General features: G+C 69.0%; 18 protein-coding genes and 1 pseudogene. 12 read left to right on the forward strand and 7 right to left on the reverse strand.

The window, feature by feature from the left end:
* Window positions 1-16 precede the first annotated feature (16 nt).
* Both ACWF82_RS09515 and ACWF82_RS09520 read left to right on the forward strand, forming a co-directional pair.
* Complete coding sequence (locus ACWF82_RS09515) at window positions 17-736, forward strand: class II aldolase/adducin family protein (protein WP_452499683.1); 720 nt, start codon at window positions 17-19, stop codon at window positions 734-736.
* Entirely contained in the window at window positions 733-1,671 is a 939-nt protein-coding gene (locus ACWF82_RS09520) for an ABC transporter substrate-binding protein (RefSeq protein ID WP_452499685.1), read from the forward strand. Before ACWF82_RS09515 ends, ACWF82_RS09520 begins: the two co-directional genes overlap by 4 nt.
* A gap of 53 nt (window positions 1,672-1,724) precedes the next feature.
* Here ACWF82_RS09520 and ACWF82_RS09525 read toward each other — a convergent pair whose 3' ends face one another.
* Window positions 1,725-2,273: a hypothetical protein gene (locus tag ACWF82_RS09525; RefSeq protein WP_452499687.1), complete on the reverse strand. Its 549-nt coding sequence runs from the start codon at window positions 2,271-2,273 to the stop codon at window positions 1,725-1,727.
* Window positions 2,274-2,297: 24 nt separating this feature from the next.
* Here ACWF82_RS09525 and ACWF82_RS09530 point away from each other — a divergent pair, with 24 nt between their 5' ends.
* From ACWF82_RS09530 to ACWF82_RS09565, 8 genes and pseudogenes are all read left to right on the forward strand, one after another.
* On the forward strand, window positions 2,298-3,530 hold the full coding sequence (locus tag ACWF82_RS09530; RefSeq protein ID WP_452499689.1) for a sensor histidine kinase: 1,233 nt from the start codon (window positions 2,298-2,300) through the stop codon (window positions 3,528-3,530).
* Window positions 3,527-4,171, forward strand: a complete 645-nt coding sequence (locus tag ACWF82_RS09535) for a response regulator (protein WP_452499691.1) — start codon at window positions 3,527-3,529, stop codon at window positions 4,169-4,171. Before ACWF82_RS09530 ends, ACWF82_RS09535 begins: the two co-directional genes overlap by 4 nt.
* Window positions 4,172-4,644: 473 nt before the next feature.
* Entirely contained in the window at window positions 4,645-4,926 is a 282-nt protein-coding gene (locus tag ACWF82_RS09540) for a hypothetical protein (RefSeq protein ID WP_189033525.1), read from the forward strand.
* A gap of 40 nt (window positions 4,927-4,966) precedes the next feature.
* Complete coding sequence (locus ACWF82_RS09545) at window positions 4,967-5,551, forward strand: NAD-dependent epimerase/dehydratase family protein (protein WP_452499693.1); 585 nt, start codon at window positions 4,967-4,969, stop codon at window positions 5,549-5,551.
* Between the two features lie 69 nt (window positions 5,552-5,620).
* Window positions 5,621-6,511, forward strand: coding sequence for a transcriptional regulator CynR (cynR, locus tag ACWF82_RS09550; protein ID WP_452499695.1), 891 nt, complete (start codon window positions 5,621-5,623; stop codon window positions 6,509-6,511).
* A gap of 111 nt (window positions 6,512-6,622) precedes the next feature.
* Entirely contained in the window at window positions 6,623-7,222 is a 600-nt protein-coding gene (locus ACWF82_RS09555) for a carbonic anhydrase (RefSeq protein ID WP_452499696.1), read from the forward strand.
* Between the two features lie 27 nt (window positions 7,223-7,249).
* Complete coding sequence (cynS, locus tag ACWF82_RS09560) at window positions 7,250-7,720, forward strand: cyanase (protein ID WP_452499698.1); 471 nt, start codon at window positions 7,250-7,252, stop codon at window positions 7,718-7,720.
* A gap of 73 nt (window positions 7,721-7,793) precedes the next feature.
* Window positions 7,794-7,934, forward strand: a pseudogene (locus tag ACWF82_RS09565) (nucleoside deaminase); the annotation flags it as partial.
* On the opposite strand, the gene ACWF82_RS09570 reads toward ACWF82_RS09565, so the two are convergent.
* A complete protein-coding gene (locus tag ACWF82_RS09570; protein ID WP_452499700.1) occupies window positions 7,935-8,480 on the reverse strand; it encodes an ester cyclase in 546 nt (181 codons plus the stop codon). It abuts the pseudogene before it with no gap.
* Window positions 8,481-8,550: 70 nt separating this feature from the next.
* Between ACWF82_RS09570 and ACWF82_RS09575 the strand changes: the two genes are divergently transcribed.
* Window positions 8,551-9,186 (forward strand): TetR/AcrR family transcriptional regulator, encoded by a 636-nt coding sequence (locus tag ACWF82_RS09575; RefSeq protein ID WP_452499702.1) that lies wholly within the window; start codon window positions 8,551-8,553, stop codon window positions 9,184-9,186.
* On the opposite strand, the gene ACWF82_RS09580 is transcribed toward ACWF82_RS09575, so the two are convergent.
* The gene (locus ACWF82_RS09580; protein WP_452499704.1) at window positions 9,179-10,432 is read right to left on the reverse strand and encodes a serine hydrolase; all 1,254 of its coding nucleotides are present in this window, start codon (window positions 10,430-10,432) and stop codon (window positions 9,179-9,181) included. The two genes, ACWF82_RS09575 and ACWF82_RS09580, sit on opposite strands and share 8 nt — an antisense overlap.
* Window positions 10,433-10,583: 151 nt before the next feature.
* Here ACWF82_RS09580 and ACWF82_RS09585 point away from each other — a divergent pair, with 151 nt between their 5' ends.
* On the forward strand, window positions 10,584-11,087 hold the full coding sequence (locus ACWF82_RS09585) for a hypothetical protein (RefSeq protein ID WP_452499706.1): 504 nt from the start codon (window positions 10,584-10,586) through the stop codon (window positions 11,085-11,087).
* Window positions 11,088-11,350: 263 nt separating this feature from the next.
* Here the strand turns inward: ACWF82_RS09585 and ACWF82_RS09590 are convergent, their stop codons facing one another.
* From ACWF82_RS09590 to ACWF82_RS09605, 4 genes are read right to left on the reverse strand one after another with little or no spacing between them, the layout of a single operon-like run.
* Window positions 11,351-14,086, reverse strand: coding sequence for a fumarate reductase/succinate dehydrogenase flavoprotein subunit (locus ACWF82_RS09590; RefSeq protein WP_452499708.1), 2,736 nt, complete (start codon window positions 14,084-14,086; stop codon window positions 11,351-11,353).
* The gene (locus ACWF82_RS09595) at window positions 14,083-14,826 is read right to left on the reverse strand and encodes an ABC transporter ATP-binding protein (protein WP_452499710.1); all 744 of its coding nucleotides are present in this window, start codon (window positions 14,824-14,826) and stop codon (window positions 14,083-14,085) included. Before ACWF82_RS09595 ends, ACWF82_RS09590 begins: the two co-directional genes overlap by 4 nt.
* Window positions 14,823-15,728, reverse strand: coding sequence for an ABC transporter permease (locus tag ACWF82_RS09600; RefSeq protein ID WP_452499712.1), 906 nt, complete (start codon window positions 15,726-15,728; stop codon window positions 14,823-14,825). Before ACWF82_RS09600 ends, ACWF82_RS09595 begins: the two co-directional genes overlap by 4 nt.
* The gene (locus ACWF82_RS09605) at window positions 15,725-17,155 is read right to left on the reverse strand and encodes an ABC transporter substrate-binding protein (protein ID WP_452499714.1); all 1,431 of its coding nucleotides are present in this window, start codon (window positions 17,153-17,155) and stop codon (window positions 15,725-15,727) included. The genes ACWF82_RS09600 and ACWF82_RS09605 overlap by 4 nt, the downstream gene beginning before the upstream one ends.
* Window positions 17,156-17,169 lie beyond the last annotated feature (14 nt).

Below are 17,169 nucleotides of genomic sequence, written 5' to 3' on the forward strand. Positions count from 1 at the left end.
CCGCAGGAGTCCGACAATGACCACCACCGAAACCCGTCTGCCGGAGGCCGTCACGGCCTTCGCCGAGGCGGCGACCCGCGACGCCGAGACCGCGTTCCGGGTGTTCCGCGAGACCGGCACCGTCACCGGCAACGGCACCGTCAACTTCGTCGAACGAGTGCCTGGCGAGGAGATCGCCGTCGCCCTCAACGAGCCGGGTCCCTGGGCCGCCGAGCGCACCGTCGAACCCGTCGTCGCCACCTTCGACGGAGAAGTCTTGTCCGGCAAAGGATCCGCCGGTTTCGTCACCGGCTACGCCAAGGTTTTCCGCGCGCACCCGGAGATCACCTCCGTCGTGCACATCCACACCCCGTGGCTGGGTGGCTGGGCGCAGACCCACCGCACCCTCCCGATCCGCTATGCCGCCTCGCAGCGCCTGACCCTGTCCCGGGAGATCCCGCCGCATATCGACCGCACCATCGGCGCGGGCGATTTCATCCTGAGCAAGCTCGAGACCGACCCGCACCTGGTCGCGATCTTCGAGGCCAACGGCGGCGCCAATGTGCTCGGCCGGGCCGGTCTGCTGGAGCTGGCGAAGTTCGTCGTCCTGCTCGAAGAAGGCGCGCAGTATCAGGCGATCGCCGAAACCCTAGGCGGCTCGGTCGAATTCGATCCGTCCAACCTCGCGGTGCAGTGGAGCCGCAGCGGTCTGGCCGACGAGGCCCGTCGCCTCGGCCTGATCGGCGACGCGCGATGAGCCTGCGCGTCGGGTACTTCCCGCACAACAACTCGCTGTTCGTGCTGCGCCACCGCGGCATCCTCGAGCGGCTGCTGCCCGACGTCGAGTGGGTCGACCTGCGCGCCCTGCCGCAGGCCGAGCGCGTGGACCCGAAAACCGGTCTGCCCGGCGAGCATTCGGACTGGCTGTTCACCGACGGCGGCTACGACATCATCGGCACCGGCTTCACCCCGCCGCTGACCGCACTGGCCAACCAGCGCGACATCGTCTACCTCGGCATCTCCGGCCCGCGGGTGGAGAACGGCAGGCTGGTGGCCACCGCCGCGAGCGGCATCACCTCCGCCGCCGACCTGCAAGGCAAGCGCGTCGGCATCGCGCACGGCTCGTGGCAGACCACGCTGCTGCTGTTCGCGCTCGACCAGGTGGGGCTGACCTGGGCCGATGTCGAACCGGTCGACGTCGACGTGCGCGGTGGCGGCGCCGCCCTGCTGTCCGGTGAACTCGACGCCTGGGTCGGCACCTACCCCGGCCTGCGGCAGGTCGAGGCAGCGACCGAGCTGACCACGCTGGTCGACACCGCCTCGGTGTTCAGCCACCCGTCGCTGTGGTTCACCCGCCGCGACCTCGCCGAAGGCAACCGTGCGGTGATCGAGGCGGTACTGGCCGCCCTGCAGGAGTCCGACGCCTGGATCACCGCCAACCCGCGCGCGGCGGCACAGTACTTCGTCGACGACGCCCAGTCCCGCGGCGTACCCGCCGATCTGGACGACTGGGAAGCCGCGCTGCGCGGTCGCCCGTTCGGCGTGCACCCGGTGAGCGAGGAATTCCTCGACGAACAGCAGCGCGCCGCCGACCTGCTCGCCGCCAACGGCCTGCTGCCGCGCACCGTCGACGTGCGGTCCGCGGTCCTGCCATGGATCGGATCGGCCGTCACCGAGAACGCCGCCGTCTGAGCTCGCGCAGGCGTTGCCCCGGTGCCGAATCGGTACCGGGGCAACGCGCGTCATCAGCTCCGGCTCGAGCCCGCGACCCACACCGGCCCGGTGAGCAGCCAGATCACGGTGATCACACCCAGACTGCCGAACACGCCCATGAGCTGCTCGCGCTGCTCGGCGTCGGCCACCGTGTAGCTCAGCACGAGGGTGAGCACGCCGGCGATGGCCGCCGCGCCGAGCCAGCGCGCGAAGTCGGCCCACTCCTTACGGGCTCGTTCCGGCCCGTCCTTGGGCACCTTCACCGGCGCGGGTCCGCCCGCGAACCGATAGGCGAACCGCGCGTCGAGCCACTCGACCATCCGATGCCCGAACATCACCGTGCAGCCCAGATAGATGCCTGCCAGGCGATGCGCGAAACCCACCTCCCCGCCCCGGTGCAGATCGATGGCCACCGCGACCACCAGGACCACATCCAGCACCGGAACCAGAGCCAGCGTCACCAGGCCCGCGCGCCGCAGCCGCGCCACATAGCGCAGCAGCAATCCGCCCACCACCAGCACCCAGAAACCGACCTCGCACGCGGCGATCGTCAGCAGTACGGGGTTGTTCAGTTCGTCCATTTCCCTACTGTGCCGGGCACACCGGTGCGCGGTCGTCCCGCTGACGGCGCGCGGGTGGTCCGTCTTTCGGGGGACCCGGCGCGCGGCCGCGGTGTGCTGAAATGGGGCATGCCCCCGTCCCGCACGCCCCTGGACCGGCTCGCGGACGCCTTCGACAGCGCGACCTCGGCCGCCGTCGGCGTATTCCTGGTCGGGTTGTTGCTGTGGGCCGCGGGCGGGTGGTCGATCGTCATCGAACGCGATCTGTACCCGTCGCCGGTGAAACTGGCGCTGCTGTGCGCGGCGTTCGCGATCCAGCTGACCGCGCAACGCAGGCCCGCCCTCGCCTTCGGGCTGATGGTCGCCCTGCTGGCCGGTGACTTCGTGTTCGGACCGTCGCTGCCGCTGTGGATCGCCCTGACCGACGTGATCTTCCTGGCCGTCAGCACCGGATCCGACCGGCTCGGCGTGGTGGTGGGCTGGTTCGCGGTACTGGTGACCGCGGGCGGTGCGCTGCTGGCCATGGCATTCTTCGGGCTCAGAGCGGCGATGTACGTCAGCCTGATCGGCGTCGCGCTCACCTGGTCACCGCTGGGCTACGCGCGGGCCGTGCGCGCCTCTCGCCGCATGGTCGGCGTGGAACGCAACGCCGCCCGCGCCGAACTCGCGGCCCGCGACGCCGAGCGCTCCGCCGCCCTCGGCGACGAACGCCGCCGGGTGGCCAGGGACCTGCACGACACGGTGGCCGGTCACCTGTCCGCCGTCGCCATCCTCGCGGAGGTGGCGCAGAAGAACCCCGGCGACACCGCCGTCCTGCAATCGATCCGCGCTGGCAGCCTGGCCGCGCTCGACGAGATGCGCGCGACGATCGACCTGCTCACCGCGCCCGGCGACACCGCCGTCACGGCCCGGCTGTCCTCCCTGGACGGGCTGATCGACGCCGCCCACGCCGCGGGCGGTGCGGTGACCCTGCGACGGCAGGACGACCTGGCACTGCCCACCGCCGTCGAGGCGGTGATCACCCGCATCCTCGGCGAGACGATCGCGAACGCGACCAAGCACGCACCGGGTGCGCCGCTGGCGATCGACGTGCGCCGCGACGCCACCCGGGTGGTGGTGACCGCCTCGAATCCGATCGACCCAGGACGGCCGGAAGGACAGGGAAACGGACTGCGCAACATGATCTTTCGCGCCGAATCGATGGACGGCACGCTCACCGCGGGTGCCGAAGACGGCAGCTGGTGCGTGCGGGCGCGGATCCCGCTGGGGGACCGATGACGGTGACAGTCGTGGTGGCCGACGATCACGCCACCATCCGGGCGGGCATCACCATGCTGCTCGAGTCATCCGGGCAGATCCGGGTTGTCGGCGAGGCGGGCGACGGTGTCGCCGCGCTCCAGCAAACCCGGGCGCTGCGTCCCGACGTGGTGCTCATGGACGTGCGGATGCCGCGCGTCGACGGGCTGGAGGCCACCGCGGCGGTGGTCGCCGAAACGACCGCGAAGGTGCTGGTACTCACCACCTTCGCCATCGACGACTACGTCCTCGGCGCGCTCGCCGCCGGCGCGAGCGGCTTCCTGCTCAAATCCGTCGGTGGCGACGAGCTGGTTCGCGCCGTGCTGGCCGTGGCCGACGGTGACGCGGTGCTCGACCCGAAGGTGACCCGCGCGGTGATCGCCGCGCTGCCCAGGGCGACGGCCCTCGCCCCGCCACCCGACCTGTCCGCCCTCACCGACCGCGAGCGGCAGGTGCTCGCGGGTCTCGGCGCCGGATTGTCGAACCAGCAGATCGGCACCCGCCTGCACATCGGGGAAGCCACGGTGAAGACGCACGTCTCCCGGGTGCTGACCAAACTCGGCGTGCAGTCGCGCGTGCAAGCGGCGGTGATCGCCACGCAGGTCGGTCTGGAACCGAACTGACCACCTCATCGAGTTCGCGGGGTAAAGATTCAGTGTGCGGGGTGCGGGTCCGACCGATCGTGACGGATCCGGCGAGATTCAAACCAATAGGTCAGAAAAACGGTGGCATAAGAGGCCACAACTACTGCTGCGGTCACCAGAAGAAACGCGAAGATCAACGGAATCACTAAAGCCATTTGCCCCTCCTCGCGGTACGGTAGATGCGGCGCGCTGCGCGCGCTCAGCGATGAAGGTGGTGGTCAGCGCTTCGTCGCGCCGATTCTGGACTAGCCCCGCACTTTCGATAGTAGGGGCAGGGCGCGACGGCGGCACGGCCCGACGGGTGTGACGGCGGTCATGTTCGTCGCGGAGTGTCAGCTGCGCCATCGAAGCGGCCTGAGGTTGAATGTTCAATAGATCTGGGTTCTACCGCGTCACGAGTTCTCGACATCGGCTTCACCACGAACATCCGACGAAGGAGCACGATCGTGAGCATGATCCTGGCTGTGTTGGACGGCGCCGTTCTCGCGCAGGTAGGCAATCCCACACCGGAAGCCCCGCCGATGGCGGAGAAGGTCTTGCAATTGGGCCGGTACTTCACCTGGATGATTCTGCTGTCCGGCGTCACCGCCATCACCTACGGCGGCGGACGATTCGCCTGGGAGAAGTGGAATGGCGGCGGTCTGCAGTCGCCGAAGATGATCGCCAGTGCCATGGCGGGTGGCGCCGTGGCGACCAGCGCGGGCACGATCATGAACGCGGTGATCGGAGCCTGACCTCCGGCCCGTGGCGTGCGGCCCCGGCTAAAGTCGGGGCGTGCGTATCTTTCTCGCCGGCGCCACGGGCGTCATCGGAACACGATTGCTGCCGCTGCTGATCGGCGCGGGCCACGAGGTAGCAGGCCTGACGCGCTCCGCGGGCAAGGCGGCGGCGATCCGCGCCACCGGCGCACACCCGATCGTGCACGACGTCTACGACGCGCCCGGCCTCGCCGCCGCCGTCACCGATTTCGCGCCCGACCTGGTCATGCACCAGCTCACCGATCTCCCCGACGATGTCGCCGACCTGGCGGCCTCCGGTGCGGCGAACGCGCGTATCCGTACCGAGGGCACGGCGAATCTGCTCGCCGCCGCGGCCGCGGCAGGCGCGAAACGCTTTCTCGCCCAGAGCATTGCCTGGCAGCCGCCCGCGGGCCGCGGCGCGGTGATCGCCGCGCACGAGGCCGCGGTGCTCGACGCGGGCGGCGTCGTCGTGCGCTACGGCCAGTTCTACGGCCCAGGAACCTATTACGAGTCGACCTTGCCGGAACACCCGCGTATCCCTGTCGACTCGGCCGCCGCCCGCACAATGGACCTGCTCGACGCGCCGACCGGAACCGTGGTCGTCGTCGATCCCGCGTAGTCCTCGGCGTCGATAGCGGCCGTCTCGCGGTCGCCGTGGACTCGATAGTCACTATCTATCATCGTGACCATGGAGCTGCGTCATATCCGGTACCTGCTCGCCGTCGCCGATCACGGGAACTTCACCAGGGCCGCCGAGGCGCTGCACATCTCACAGCCGACACTGTCGCAGCAGATCAAACAGCTCGAGCGGCTGCTGGGCGTGCAGTTGCTCGACCGCTCCGGGCGAACGGTGCGCCTCACCGATGCCGGCCAGGTGTACGCCGAGCACGCGCGCAACGCGTTGCGCGATCTCGAGGCAGGCGAACGTGCCGTCCACGATGTGCAGGATCTGACCAGGGGGCACCTGCGCGTGGCGATGACGCCGACGATCACCGCCTACCTCATCGGCCCGCTGATGGACCGGTTCCACCGGGCGCACCCGAATGTCACCGTCGCGGTCACCGAGACCACCCAGGACCGGCTCGAAGAGGACCTGCTCGCCGACGCCCTCGATCTGGGTATCGCGTTCAGCGGCACCCACACCGCCGGGATCGACTGCACGGCCCTGTTCACCGAGGACCTGAGCCTGGTGGTCGGCGCCGACCACGCCCTGGCCGCGCACGCGGGGCCACTGCCGATCGGGGATCTCGCCGTCGAGCCCTTGGCGCTGCTCAGCCGCGACTTCGCGACCCGTGGCCACATCGACGACTACCTCGCCGACTGCGGTGTCGCGCCGCGCATCGCGATCGAAGCGAACTCGATCAGCGCGCTCGTCGAATTCACGCGCCGCGGCACGCTCGGCACCGTCCTGCCGGATGCGATCGCCCGCGCGCACCCCGACCTGCGTCCGGTCGCGCTCGAACCCGCGCTGCCGAGCCGCACGGTGGAATTGCTGCGCCGCGGCACTGCCTATCATTCGGCCGCCGCGCGGGCCTTCGCCGCGATCGCCAGGGACGCGGCAGGCGAGTTCGCGCCATAGGTAGCAGCAATCGAAACTGTTGAAACTGCATATTGGACGCTATAGCTCCTGACGGGCAGGCTGGATCTCGAACAGCAACACCGAGCCGGCACCCACCAAAGGGAGCGATCCATGACCGACCTCGCGAGCGGCGTCACGCACTTCCAGCACGACGTCTACCCCGGCAAGGCAGCGCTTTTCGCCGAACTGGCGACGACCCACACACCCCACACGCTGTTCATCAGCTGCTCCGACGCCCGCGTCGTCCCGGAGCTGATCACCAGCAGTGAGCCGGGCGAACTCTTCGTGATCCGCACCGCGGGCAACCTGGTGCCCGCCTATGCGCCCGGCGGTGACGGCGTCGCCGCCAGTATCGAATACGCGGTCGCGGTGCTCGGCGTCTCGCGGGTGGTCGTCTGTGGTCATTCCGGCTGCGGCGCGATGACCGCCGTCGCCGAGCGCCACGATCTCAGCGCGATGCCGACGATCGCGCAGTGGCTGCGGCACGCCGATGCCGCCGCCGCCCGGGTCGGCGCCGCGGCAGCCGATCCCGTCTCGACGCTCGTGCGCGCCAATGTCGTCGCGCAGCTGTCGAATCTGGCCACCCACCCGTCCGTTGCCCGCGCGCTGGCCGATGGCGCCCTGGTTGCCGAGGGGTGGGTGTTCGACATCGGCACCGGCACGGTGACCGTGCTCGACGGCCCGGACTCCGCGTCCACGCCGGCCGCCTGAAATCCCCGAAGAAAGGAATCGCACATCATGGTGCACGCACAATTCGACCCCTCCGCCCGCCAGTCCCTGGCCGTCACCGCGGTCGCCGCGAAGACGGCGAAAGACCTGACCTGGCAGGAGATCGCCGACGCCGCCGGCCTGTCGGTCGCCTTCGTCACCGCCGCCGTCCTGGGGCAGCACGCCCTGCCGGAGCAGTCCGCGGTGGCCGTTGCCGAGCTGCTCGGCCTCGACAGCGAGGCGGCGACCCTGCTGCAGACCATCCCCACCCGCGGCTCGATCCCCGGCGGCATCCCGACCGATCCGACGATCTACCGCTTCTACGAAATGCTGCAGGTCTACGGCACCACCCTCAAAGCGTTGGTGCACGAGCAATTCGGTGACGGCATCATCAGCGCGATCAACTTCAAGCTCGACGTGCGCAAGGTCGCCGACCCCGAGGGTGGCGAACGCGCCGTCATCACTCTCGACGGCAAGTACCTGCCCACCAAGCCGTTCTGAGGGTCGTCATGGACTTCGCACAGCACACCATCGAGCTGGCCCGTCGCAATGTCGAGGCGGGTGGACGCCCCTTGACGAGATCGCCACGCCGTGGGACCGGCGCCGCCTGCCCATGCGCCACGAATCGCGCGCCGACGCCGTCGACGTCTATCGCCGCTGGCAGGAGCGCAACGGTGGCGACCGCCGGGTCGCTGGGGCTCCGACCGCGGACTGATCAGCGGCCGGACCGGACCTCGCGGACCGCGCGGCGCTTCAGCTGCATCGATCGCAGCAGGAACACCGGGGAGGGCGGCAGCCAGCCGAGTTGCCTGGCCATGCCGAGGTCGTCGCGGTTGGCCCAGTGTTCGAAGATCTTGCCGTCGCGCATGCGGAACCAGTGCGATTCGGTCATCGCGAACGTCTTGCCGGTGGCGGGGAAAGCATTGTCCACCGCGCCGTCTTCGGTGTAGAAGACCAGCGGGCCGATCTGGCGGCCGTACATCGTCGAGTAGACGGTCACCAGGTCGTTCTCGACAGCCGTGGCATGGATGTCGTAGGACATGTCGGTGAAGGCGTCGCGCAGCCACTCGGCCAGCGCGTGGAGCGCTTCGGGGCCGTTTCCGCGGGCCCACGGCGGCGCCGCCTTGCGCTCCCGGGTGAAACCGTCGGGATGGGTGACCTCGGCGAGGTCGGCGACGCTGCCGTCGACCATGAGGTGGATGCCGCGGATCGCCACGGACTTCAGGTCGTCGGCCACGACCCTGGGGCTGATGGTGTTCATGATGACGCTCCGTCTGTGATAGAACTCCCATTGGGTAAAGTTGGACTGTATCTAAATTATTGGACCGGTGATGACCGAAGTCAAGAGGCGGTATGACGCGTCGGGGCGGCGTGCGCAGGCCAGGGCGCGCCGCCACGCGATGGTGGTCGCGGCACAGGAATTGTTCGAGAGCGACGGGTTCCGGCCGACGACGATCGCTGCGGTCGCCGAACGGGCGGGCGTGTCGGCGGAGAGCGTGTACAAGGCGTTCGGCACCAAGGCGGCGCTGGCCAAGGCCGTGTTCGATATCGTGATCGCGGGCGACGACGAGGACGTCCCCGTCTATCAACGGCCCGAACAGCAGGCGATGCTCGCCGAGCCGGACGTGCGCCGCAAGATCGAGATGTTCGTCCACGGCCTGGCCCAGCGGCAGGCGCGATCGGCCAAGGTGCAGTTCCTGATTCGCGACGGTCGCCACGTCGACAACTCGCTCGTCCCGGTGTGGGACAAGCTGGCCGAGGAGGGTCTGGTCGGGATGACCATGCTGGGACGGCACCTGCTCGAGACGGGGCAGCTCCGGGCAGGGATCGACCTCGACGAGGTTCGCGACGTCCTGTGGAACTACCTCGCCATCGACACCTACGAGCGGCTGGTGCTGGCCAGGGGCTGGTCGGTGGACCGCTACGCGGGCTGGGTCGCGCGCGCGATCATCGCCGCGATCACCTGAGGCTCAGCCACTCCGGTGCGCGGTCGAGCCGCGGCAGGGTACCGGATACCTGCGCGACCAGCTGCCAGGGGCGGTTGGTGTCGGTGCCCGCTTTGCCGCTGGTGAGGATCGCGCCAGCGAGCCCGCGTTCGGGGTCGGCCCAGCCGTACTGCGTCGTCAATCCGCTGCGGCCGAAATGGAATCGGGTGTCGCGGCCGAACTTCGACCGGCGCCCACCCAGCTCGAATCCCGCGCGGCTGACCCGGCCCGCCGCACCCGGTATGCGGTCGGCCGGGCGGATCGCATCGAACAGCGTGGTGGGTTCGATGATCCGGATGCCGTCGAGTTCGCCACCCCGCGTGAGGATTTCGTAGAAGCGCGACAGCTCGTAGGCGGTGGTCACCAGATTGCCGGAGGGGAGTTCGGCGGTGAGGAACGCGTCGTTGTCGGACTTGGACGCCTTGTCCATCCGCCCACCGAGCGCCTTGCGCGCCAGGAACAGTGACAGCCGCGAGGGCGGCGGACCGGTCTTCACGCTCGGCACGACCATGCCGATCTCCGCGGGATCGACCCCGAAGTTGTTCCAGCGGAACCCGAACGGAACCAGCACCTGCTCGGCGAGGTGCTCCCGCATCCGCTTGCCGGTGGCGCGCTGCACCAGCAGGCGCTGGATCAACCCGCTGGTCAGCGCGTGGTAGACGCGGAACCGGCCCGGCGGCCAGCTCGGCACGAGATCGGCGAGCGCCGACACGGCCAGCTCCTCGTCGGGCACCACATCACTGCCCTTGTACGGCGGCGTGATGAACGGGACGCCCGCCGAATGCGACAGCACGTGACCGATGGTGATCCGGTCCTTGCGATGCGACGCGAACTCCGGAATGTATTCGCACACAGGGTCGCTCAATGCGAACGCGCCCTGCTCGACGAGCATGGACATCACCGTGGCGGCGACGCCCTTCGCGGTCGAGAAGCCACAGAACGGGGTGTCCGGTGTGGCCAGGATCTTCTCGGCGCCGGGGGAGTCCCTCGGCGCATTGCCCCACCCGTGGCCGATGGTCCGGTTCAGCACGATCTTGCCGTTGCGGCGCAGGCACACCTGGATCGCCGGTGTCGTCCCCATCGCGTACCAGTCGCGCACCGAGGCCCACAACCGCGCGACCGCCTCGGCGGACGTCCCCGCCTCGACAGGGTCGTCCTCGTGCCCGACCGTCGTCACCGTATCCAGGTCCTCGGCGACCGTCACCAATGTGCCGGAGAGTGCGCTCATGCGACCCAGCCTATCGACGCCGCGGATCACCGACCCTGTGATGTGGGCACCTCAGCCCCGGGACCTGGGCGGATGGCGGTTAGATCGCGTACTCGAGTATCGCGGGTTGCCAGTTCGGAACCTGGTCACTGATGGATGGCACGATCGGACCATGAATCACCTGACCAGCCGGTTCGCGGGGGACCTTGATTTCGGAGACGACTCGGTGGCCGGTGCCGCGCTACCTGCTGGAATAGACGGATTCGGAGAGGGTGCCTGGTATTGGATCCATGGTGATGCGACTCTGAACCAGAGCGAACTCGACAAGGCAGAGGCCGCTCTCCTCGGTGTAAAGGCTCTAGTCGCTGCGGCCTTCGTCGCTTTCGCCGCTGAGCTGACCGATCCCCGGTCGACGACTTCCTTGTTTCGCGATGTTCATCTCGAGGAGATCCCCGAAGAGATGGTGTGCGACTTGTTCGACGTGGACACCTGTGCGGCTGTTACCAACAAGGTCTTCCTCGACCATCTACTCCTCGTCGGCATTGCGATCAGCCCCGCAGGGAGGGAACGTGTTCTCGCGCTCGACTTCGCAATCGGCGCTGACAAGCCCACCGACCAGCTGCTTGTCGCCGTGTGGGATCGGAACAACACCGTTACCGTCCACCACGAAAGTTGACCAAGTTCGTCGTATATCTCGCGGGCCTCGAGCGCCTGCAATCGACTGAGGGCGGTAGCCCAGCGCAAACGAGCCGCGCGCTCCCGGCGCCATGGGTCCGACCGCATCCTGAGCGGCCGGGCCCACCTCACCCGGCGCGCGTAGACCAATCCCGCCCGTCGCCGCGCGACCAGCGAGGTCCGCCCGGTGCCGGAGGTGAGATGTCCCTCTGAGTGGGGACTGTGCCGCAGCCGTGCTACGGCACAGTCCCGATGCGGTGCCGGTCACGCGCGCGCTTCGGTCAGCACGGCGGCCCGGGTCGGGTCACCCGGTGTGCGGCCTGCCGCGACGACGGCACGCCTGGCGTACGCGCGGACATCGGCGTCAGGGTCGGCAATCGCGGTCTCCAAGGCGTCCACCGCGGCGTTGTCGGCCGGCCAGGTCGCCAGCGCGAGAACCGCGGCCTTACGGACGTCAAGGTGCCGGTCGGCGAGAGCTTCGGTCAGCGGTGACACAGCCGATTCCGGCGAGGCTCCGGCCAGGCCTCGTGCCGCGCCGACTCGCACCTGCCAGGCCGAATGGCGCAGCGCCGCAGCCAGTTCCGTGACATCCTCGGCGCCGGTACCCAGCGCGGCATAGGCCGTCAGCGCGGCGGCCCGCACCAGCGGATCGGGATCGCCGGTGAGCACCCGCACCACCTCGACCCCACCCGCACCGATCGACGCGAGACCCTGGGCGACGGCGATCCGCACCTCGCGATTCACGTCACCGGCGATGGAGGCCACCGCTTCGGCGTCGTCGAGCGACACGAGCGCACGCACCGCCTCGATTCGGACCCGATGATCGGCATCGCTCAGTGCCGCACGGTATTCCACGGCCGACCCCGCTCGCAGCGCTCGCAGCAGGTCGACGACGGTGGCCCGCACGAGCGGATCCGGGGAACCGAGGTGCCCGGCCAGCGCACCCGCGCCCGGCAGCACCTCTACCAGCTCCCGCAGGCTCTCGGCCGCGGTCCGCCGCACCGAGGCGGCCTCGTCACCGAGCGCGCGCACCAGTTCACCGGCGAACCCGTCAGGTGTGTTCTCGGTGAGCACCGACAGCGCGGCCACCCGCACGACCGGATCGGGATCGGTGAGGTAGCTCGAAACATCGTCGACGGCAGGCGAATCCAGGGCGAGCAGGGTAACCAGCCGGGGCGAGGAGGGCGAGGCAGCCACCGGCTGACTGCGCACCGGCGCGTCGTGCTGCGGCGCCCGGGTCCCGACCAGCTCGGGCTGCGCGATCACCTCGACGATCGGCTCGGCCGAGGGCACATCGTCCAAGCCAGGAACCGGCACCAGATACGGTGCCACCGACCGCTTCACGAACTCCATGTCACCCGCGGCGGTCTTGCGCAGATTCAGGTGGAAGTTCCACGACTCGTCGTCGCGCTCGGGCAGATCGGCGCGGTCGTGATAGAGCCCCCACCGGGATTCGGTGCGGGTCAGTGAGCTGCGCGCCGCCATCTCCGCGCAGTCGCGGATGAACGACACCTCCGCCGCCCGCATCAACTCGTGCGGTGTCCGGGCACCGATTCCTTCCACCTCACCGCGCATCCGCTCGAAGGTCTCCACCGCGATCGACAGCTTGGCCGCGGTCTTCGGCGGCGCCACATAGTCGTTCACGAAACGCCGCAGCTTGTATTCGACCTGCGGCTGCGGCGGCCCTTCCGGCTGACGCAGGGGACGGTAGATCAGTTCGTGCGCGGCGGCGAGCTGGTCCTCGGGCAATGCGGTCGGCGCAGCGACTTCGGTCAGTGTGGACGCCGCGTGCGCGCCCGCAAGATCGCCGTAGACAAACGCGCCGATCATGTAGTTGTGCGGCACGCACGCCAGATCACCGGCGGCATACAGTCCGGGGACCGTGGTGCGGGCGTTCTCGTCCACCCACACGCCCGACGCGGAATGCCCACTGCACAAACCGATCTCGGAGATGTGCATCTCGATATCGTGGGTGCGGTAGTCGTGGCCGCGATTGGCGTGGAACGTGCCGCGAGTGGGCCGCTCGGTGGTGTGCAGGATCGATTCGAGGGTCGACAGCGTCTCGTCCGGCAGATGCGAGACCTTGAGATAGATGGGCCCGCGCGCGGATTCGATCTCCTGCTTCACCTCCGCCATCATCTGCCCCGACCAATAGTCGGAGTCGACGAACCGCTCACCCTCGGCATTGACCTGGTAGCCACCGAACGGATTCGCGACATAGGCGCACGCCGGACCGTTGTAGTCCTTGATCAGCGGATTGATCTGGAAGCACTCGATCCCGGACAGCTCCGCACCGGCGTGATACGCCATGGCGTACCCGTCACCGGCGTTGGTCGGGTTCTCGTAGGTGCCGTAGAGATAGCCCGAGGCGGGCAGCCCGAGCCTGCCACACGGACCCGTCGCCAGGATCACCGCTTTCGCACCGACCTCGACGAATTCCCCTGTGCGCGTGTTCAACGCGGCCGCACCGACGGCACGCCCGTTCTCGGTGAGCACCCGCACGGGCATCAACCGGTTCTCGATCTGGATCTTCTCGCGCATTTTGCGCTGGCGCAGCACGCGATACAGCGCCTTCTTCACATCCTTGCCCTCGGGCATCGGCAGCACATACGACCCCGACCGATGCACCCGGCGCACCGCGTACTCGCCGTACTCGTCCTTCTCGAACTTCACGCCGTACCGTTCGAGCCGCTGCACCATCGCGAAACCCCGTGTCGCCGTTTGGTACACGGTGCGCTGGTCGACGATGCCGTCGTTGGCGCGGGTGATCTCGGCGACGTAGTCCTCCGGCTCGGCCTTGCCCGGGATGACGGCATTGTTCACACCGTCCATCCCCATGGCCAGCGCACCGGAGTGGCGGACGTGCGCCTTTTCCAGCAGCAGCACGTTCGCCCCGGACTCCGCGGCGGTGAGCGCGGCCATGGTGCCCGCGGTGCCGCCGCCGATGACGAGCACATCGCAGTCGAGCCGGATGCGGTCGGACAGGTCGGGAATGTTCACAGCGACTCCAGGATTTGGTCCCGTAGCGCCTGCCGGTCCACCGGCTCGCGCGGGTCGGGCACCTCGACGACCGCGCGCAGCGCACCGTCGCCGAGCACGGCGATCCGGTCACCGAGCAGCAGCGCTTCGTCGAGGTCGTGGGTGACGAAAACGATCGTGGTCGGGTGGGCGCGCCAGGTGTCGACGAGCAGGCGCTGCATCTCCGCGCGGGTCTGGCTGTCGAGCGCGCCGAACGGCTCGTCCATCAGGACGGCGCGCGGCGAACCGGCCAGGCTGCGGGCGAGCTGCACCCGCTGGCGCATACCGCCGGACAGATCACGCGGCAGATAGTCGGCGTACCCGGTGAGCCCGACCTCGTCGAGCCAGCGCTGCGACCGGGTCGCCCGCTGACCGCGCGGCACGCCCCGAAGGCGCAGCGCGAGTTCGACATTGGCGCGGGCGGTCCGCCACGGCAGCAGCGCGTCGTCCTGGAACACCAGCGCCCGATCGGCGGACGGTCCGGCCACGGTGTCGTCGTCGGCGCGGATGACACCGCCGCTCGGGTGCCGCAGCCCGGCGATCGCCCGCAGCAGCGTCGACTTGCCGCAGCCGGATTTGCCGACCAGGACCAGGATCTCACCGGGCGCGATCTCGAGGTCGAGGTCACGCACCACGGTCTTGGCGCCGTAGCTGATCCGCACCGATTCCAGGCTCAAGCGCATGCCGGCCGAGACGGTGGGCGCCGCGGTGGTCGTGGTCATGAAGCAACCTCTCTCGGCAGCCAGCGGGTGACCCTGCGGCCTGCCAGTTCGACGATTCCGGAGGTGAGGAAGCCGAGGACGCCGATGGTGATCATGCCGACGAACACGGCGGGGTAGTCGACGATGGTGTAGGACTGCCAGGTGCGGTAGCCGATCCCGAGTCGCCCGGAGATCATCTCGGCGGAGATGAGGCAGATCCAGGCCACGCCCATACCCACCGAGAGGCCGCTGAACACGCCGGGCAGGATGCCGGGGACCACGACCCTGGTCAGAACTTCGCGCCGGGTGGCACCCAGCGTGCGCACGGCGTCCTCCCAGATGGTCGGCAGCGCCCGGGTCGCGTGCCTGGTACTCACCAGCACCGGGAACAGCGACGCGGTGAAGGTGATGAACACGATCCCGGACTCGTCGCTGGGGAACAGCAGGATCGCCACCGGCACCAGCGCGATCGCCGGGATCGGGCGGATCAGCTCGGCCAGTGGACCGAACACGTCGGCCAGCAGCCGCGACCGGCCGAGGCCGATGCCCGCCAGCACACCGATCACCGCGGCCAGCCCGAACCCGGTGACGATCCGGATCAGCGACTGCGCCACATCCAGGTAGTACTGCCCGGTGCCGAGATGCTCGCCGAACTCGGCGACGATCTCGGTCACCGTCGGCAGGGTGTCGAACCGCAGCCCGGCCCGCACATCACTCGCGGTGAGCAACTGCCACAGGCCGATGGCCACCGCCACCGACGCGACCCGGATCACCCGGGAAACCCACACCGACCTCCCGGACGCGCTGTCGGCATCCGGCGCCTTGTCGGCGAGAACGGTTGTGGTGGAGGCAGTCTCGTCCGACGCGGCGCCGCCCGCCGGGATGGCTTTCGTCCCGACGGCAGCCCCGGAAACCGCGCTCATCCGCGGACTTCCGTCACGGCCTGCTCGTAGGAGACCGGAGCGGCGCTGGGATGAGTGGCACGGTAGCGGTCGGCCGCGGCCTGCGTGGTGAACGGCAGGTACTGCGAGCCCTCGCGCAGCCAGATCGCCTTGTCGGCGAACCAGCGGGTGCCCAGCTCGGCATCGGGGACGTACACCGCGCGAATCGTCTTGCCCTGCGCCTTGGCGGCCTGCACCGCCCGCAACAGGCAGCCGGGGTTGGCGGCGGGCTGTGGCTTGCCCGCACCGTCGACCCAGATCTCTCCGGCCAGTGCCGGATCGTTCACCGGCACAGCGCAGATCGGATCGGTCCCGGTGACCTTGCTCGGATTGACCCGCGAGGCCAGCGCGGTGTCGTAGTCGCCACGACCGGTCTCGGCGAAGGCCTTGCGCAGCGGCCCGTCCTGGACGAACGCGTCGATATCGAGGTCCGCGAAGTCACCGATCGACTTCAGGTAGGCCACATCGTCTTTGAACGCGGCGATCAGGTTCGCCTTGAGCGTGGTGTCGAAACTCGTGCCGCCAGGGCCGTTGTAGAGATACACCACCTCCTGTGGCAGACCCGATCCCTTGGCCACGAGATCTGCTGCTTCGAACGGCTTCTCGTTGAGGAACGCGGTCGCGTCCAGCTGCGCCGCCAGGAAGGCCTGTAGCACCTCGGGATGCTCGGACGCGTAGGCCCGGCGCGCCACCACACCGTGGAAGGTCGGCACGTTCAGCTCGGCGCCGTCGTAGAGCAGTTTGGCCTTGTTCTGCTGCACCAGCAGACCCGGCCACGCCACGAACTGCGACAACGCGCTCACCTGATGCGACTCCAGCGCCGTCGCCCCCACCTGCGGCTGCTGATTCAGCACTTCCACGCCCTTGGCCGGGTCGATGCCCGCCCGGGTCAGCGCCTGCACGAGCGTGCCGTGTCCCGCCGAACCCACACTGGCCGAGATCTTCTGCCCGGCCAGATCGGTGAGTGACCGCGCCGGTGAATCATTCGGCACGACAACCATGTTCAGCGCGCCCTTGGGGTTGTAGCCGGTGATCGAGACCAGCTCGGTGCGCGCGCGTTCGTTGGCCTGGGTCCGGGAACCGTTGATGAGCAACGGGTAGTCGCCCATCGACCCGATATCGATCTTCTCGGCCACCATCTGCGCGGTGATGGGCGCGCCGGTGTCGTAGTCCTGCCACTCCACCTGGTACTTCGCGCCGCCGGCATCGGTGATCTGCTGCAGCCGCTGCTCCAGGTAGCCCTGTGCCCTGAGCAGCGTGCCCGCGGTGACGGTATTGATGGTCTTGGACTGATAGCCGACGACGACCTTGACGGTGCCCGCCGGTGCGGCATCGGAGTTTTCGAGGGAGCAGCCCGCCGCGGCGAGCGCGACGGCGAGCACGGCGGGGACGAGACGAGTGATCTTCATGCGTGGATTTCCCG

This window comes from Nocardia sp. NPDC055053, assembly GCF_053608285.1.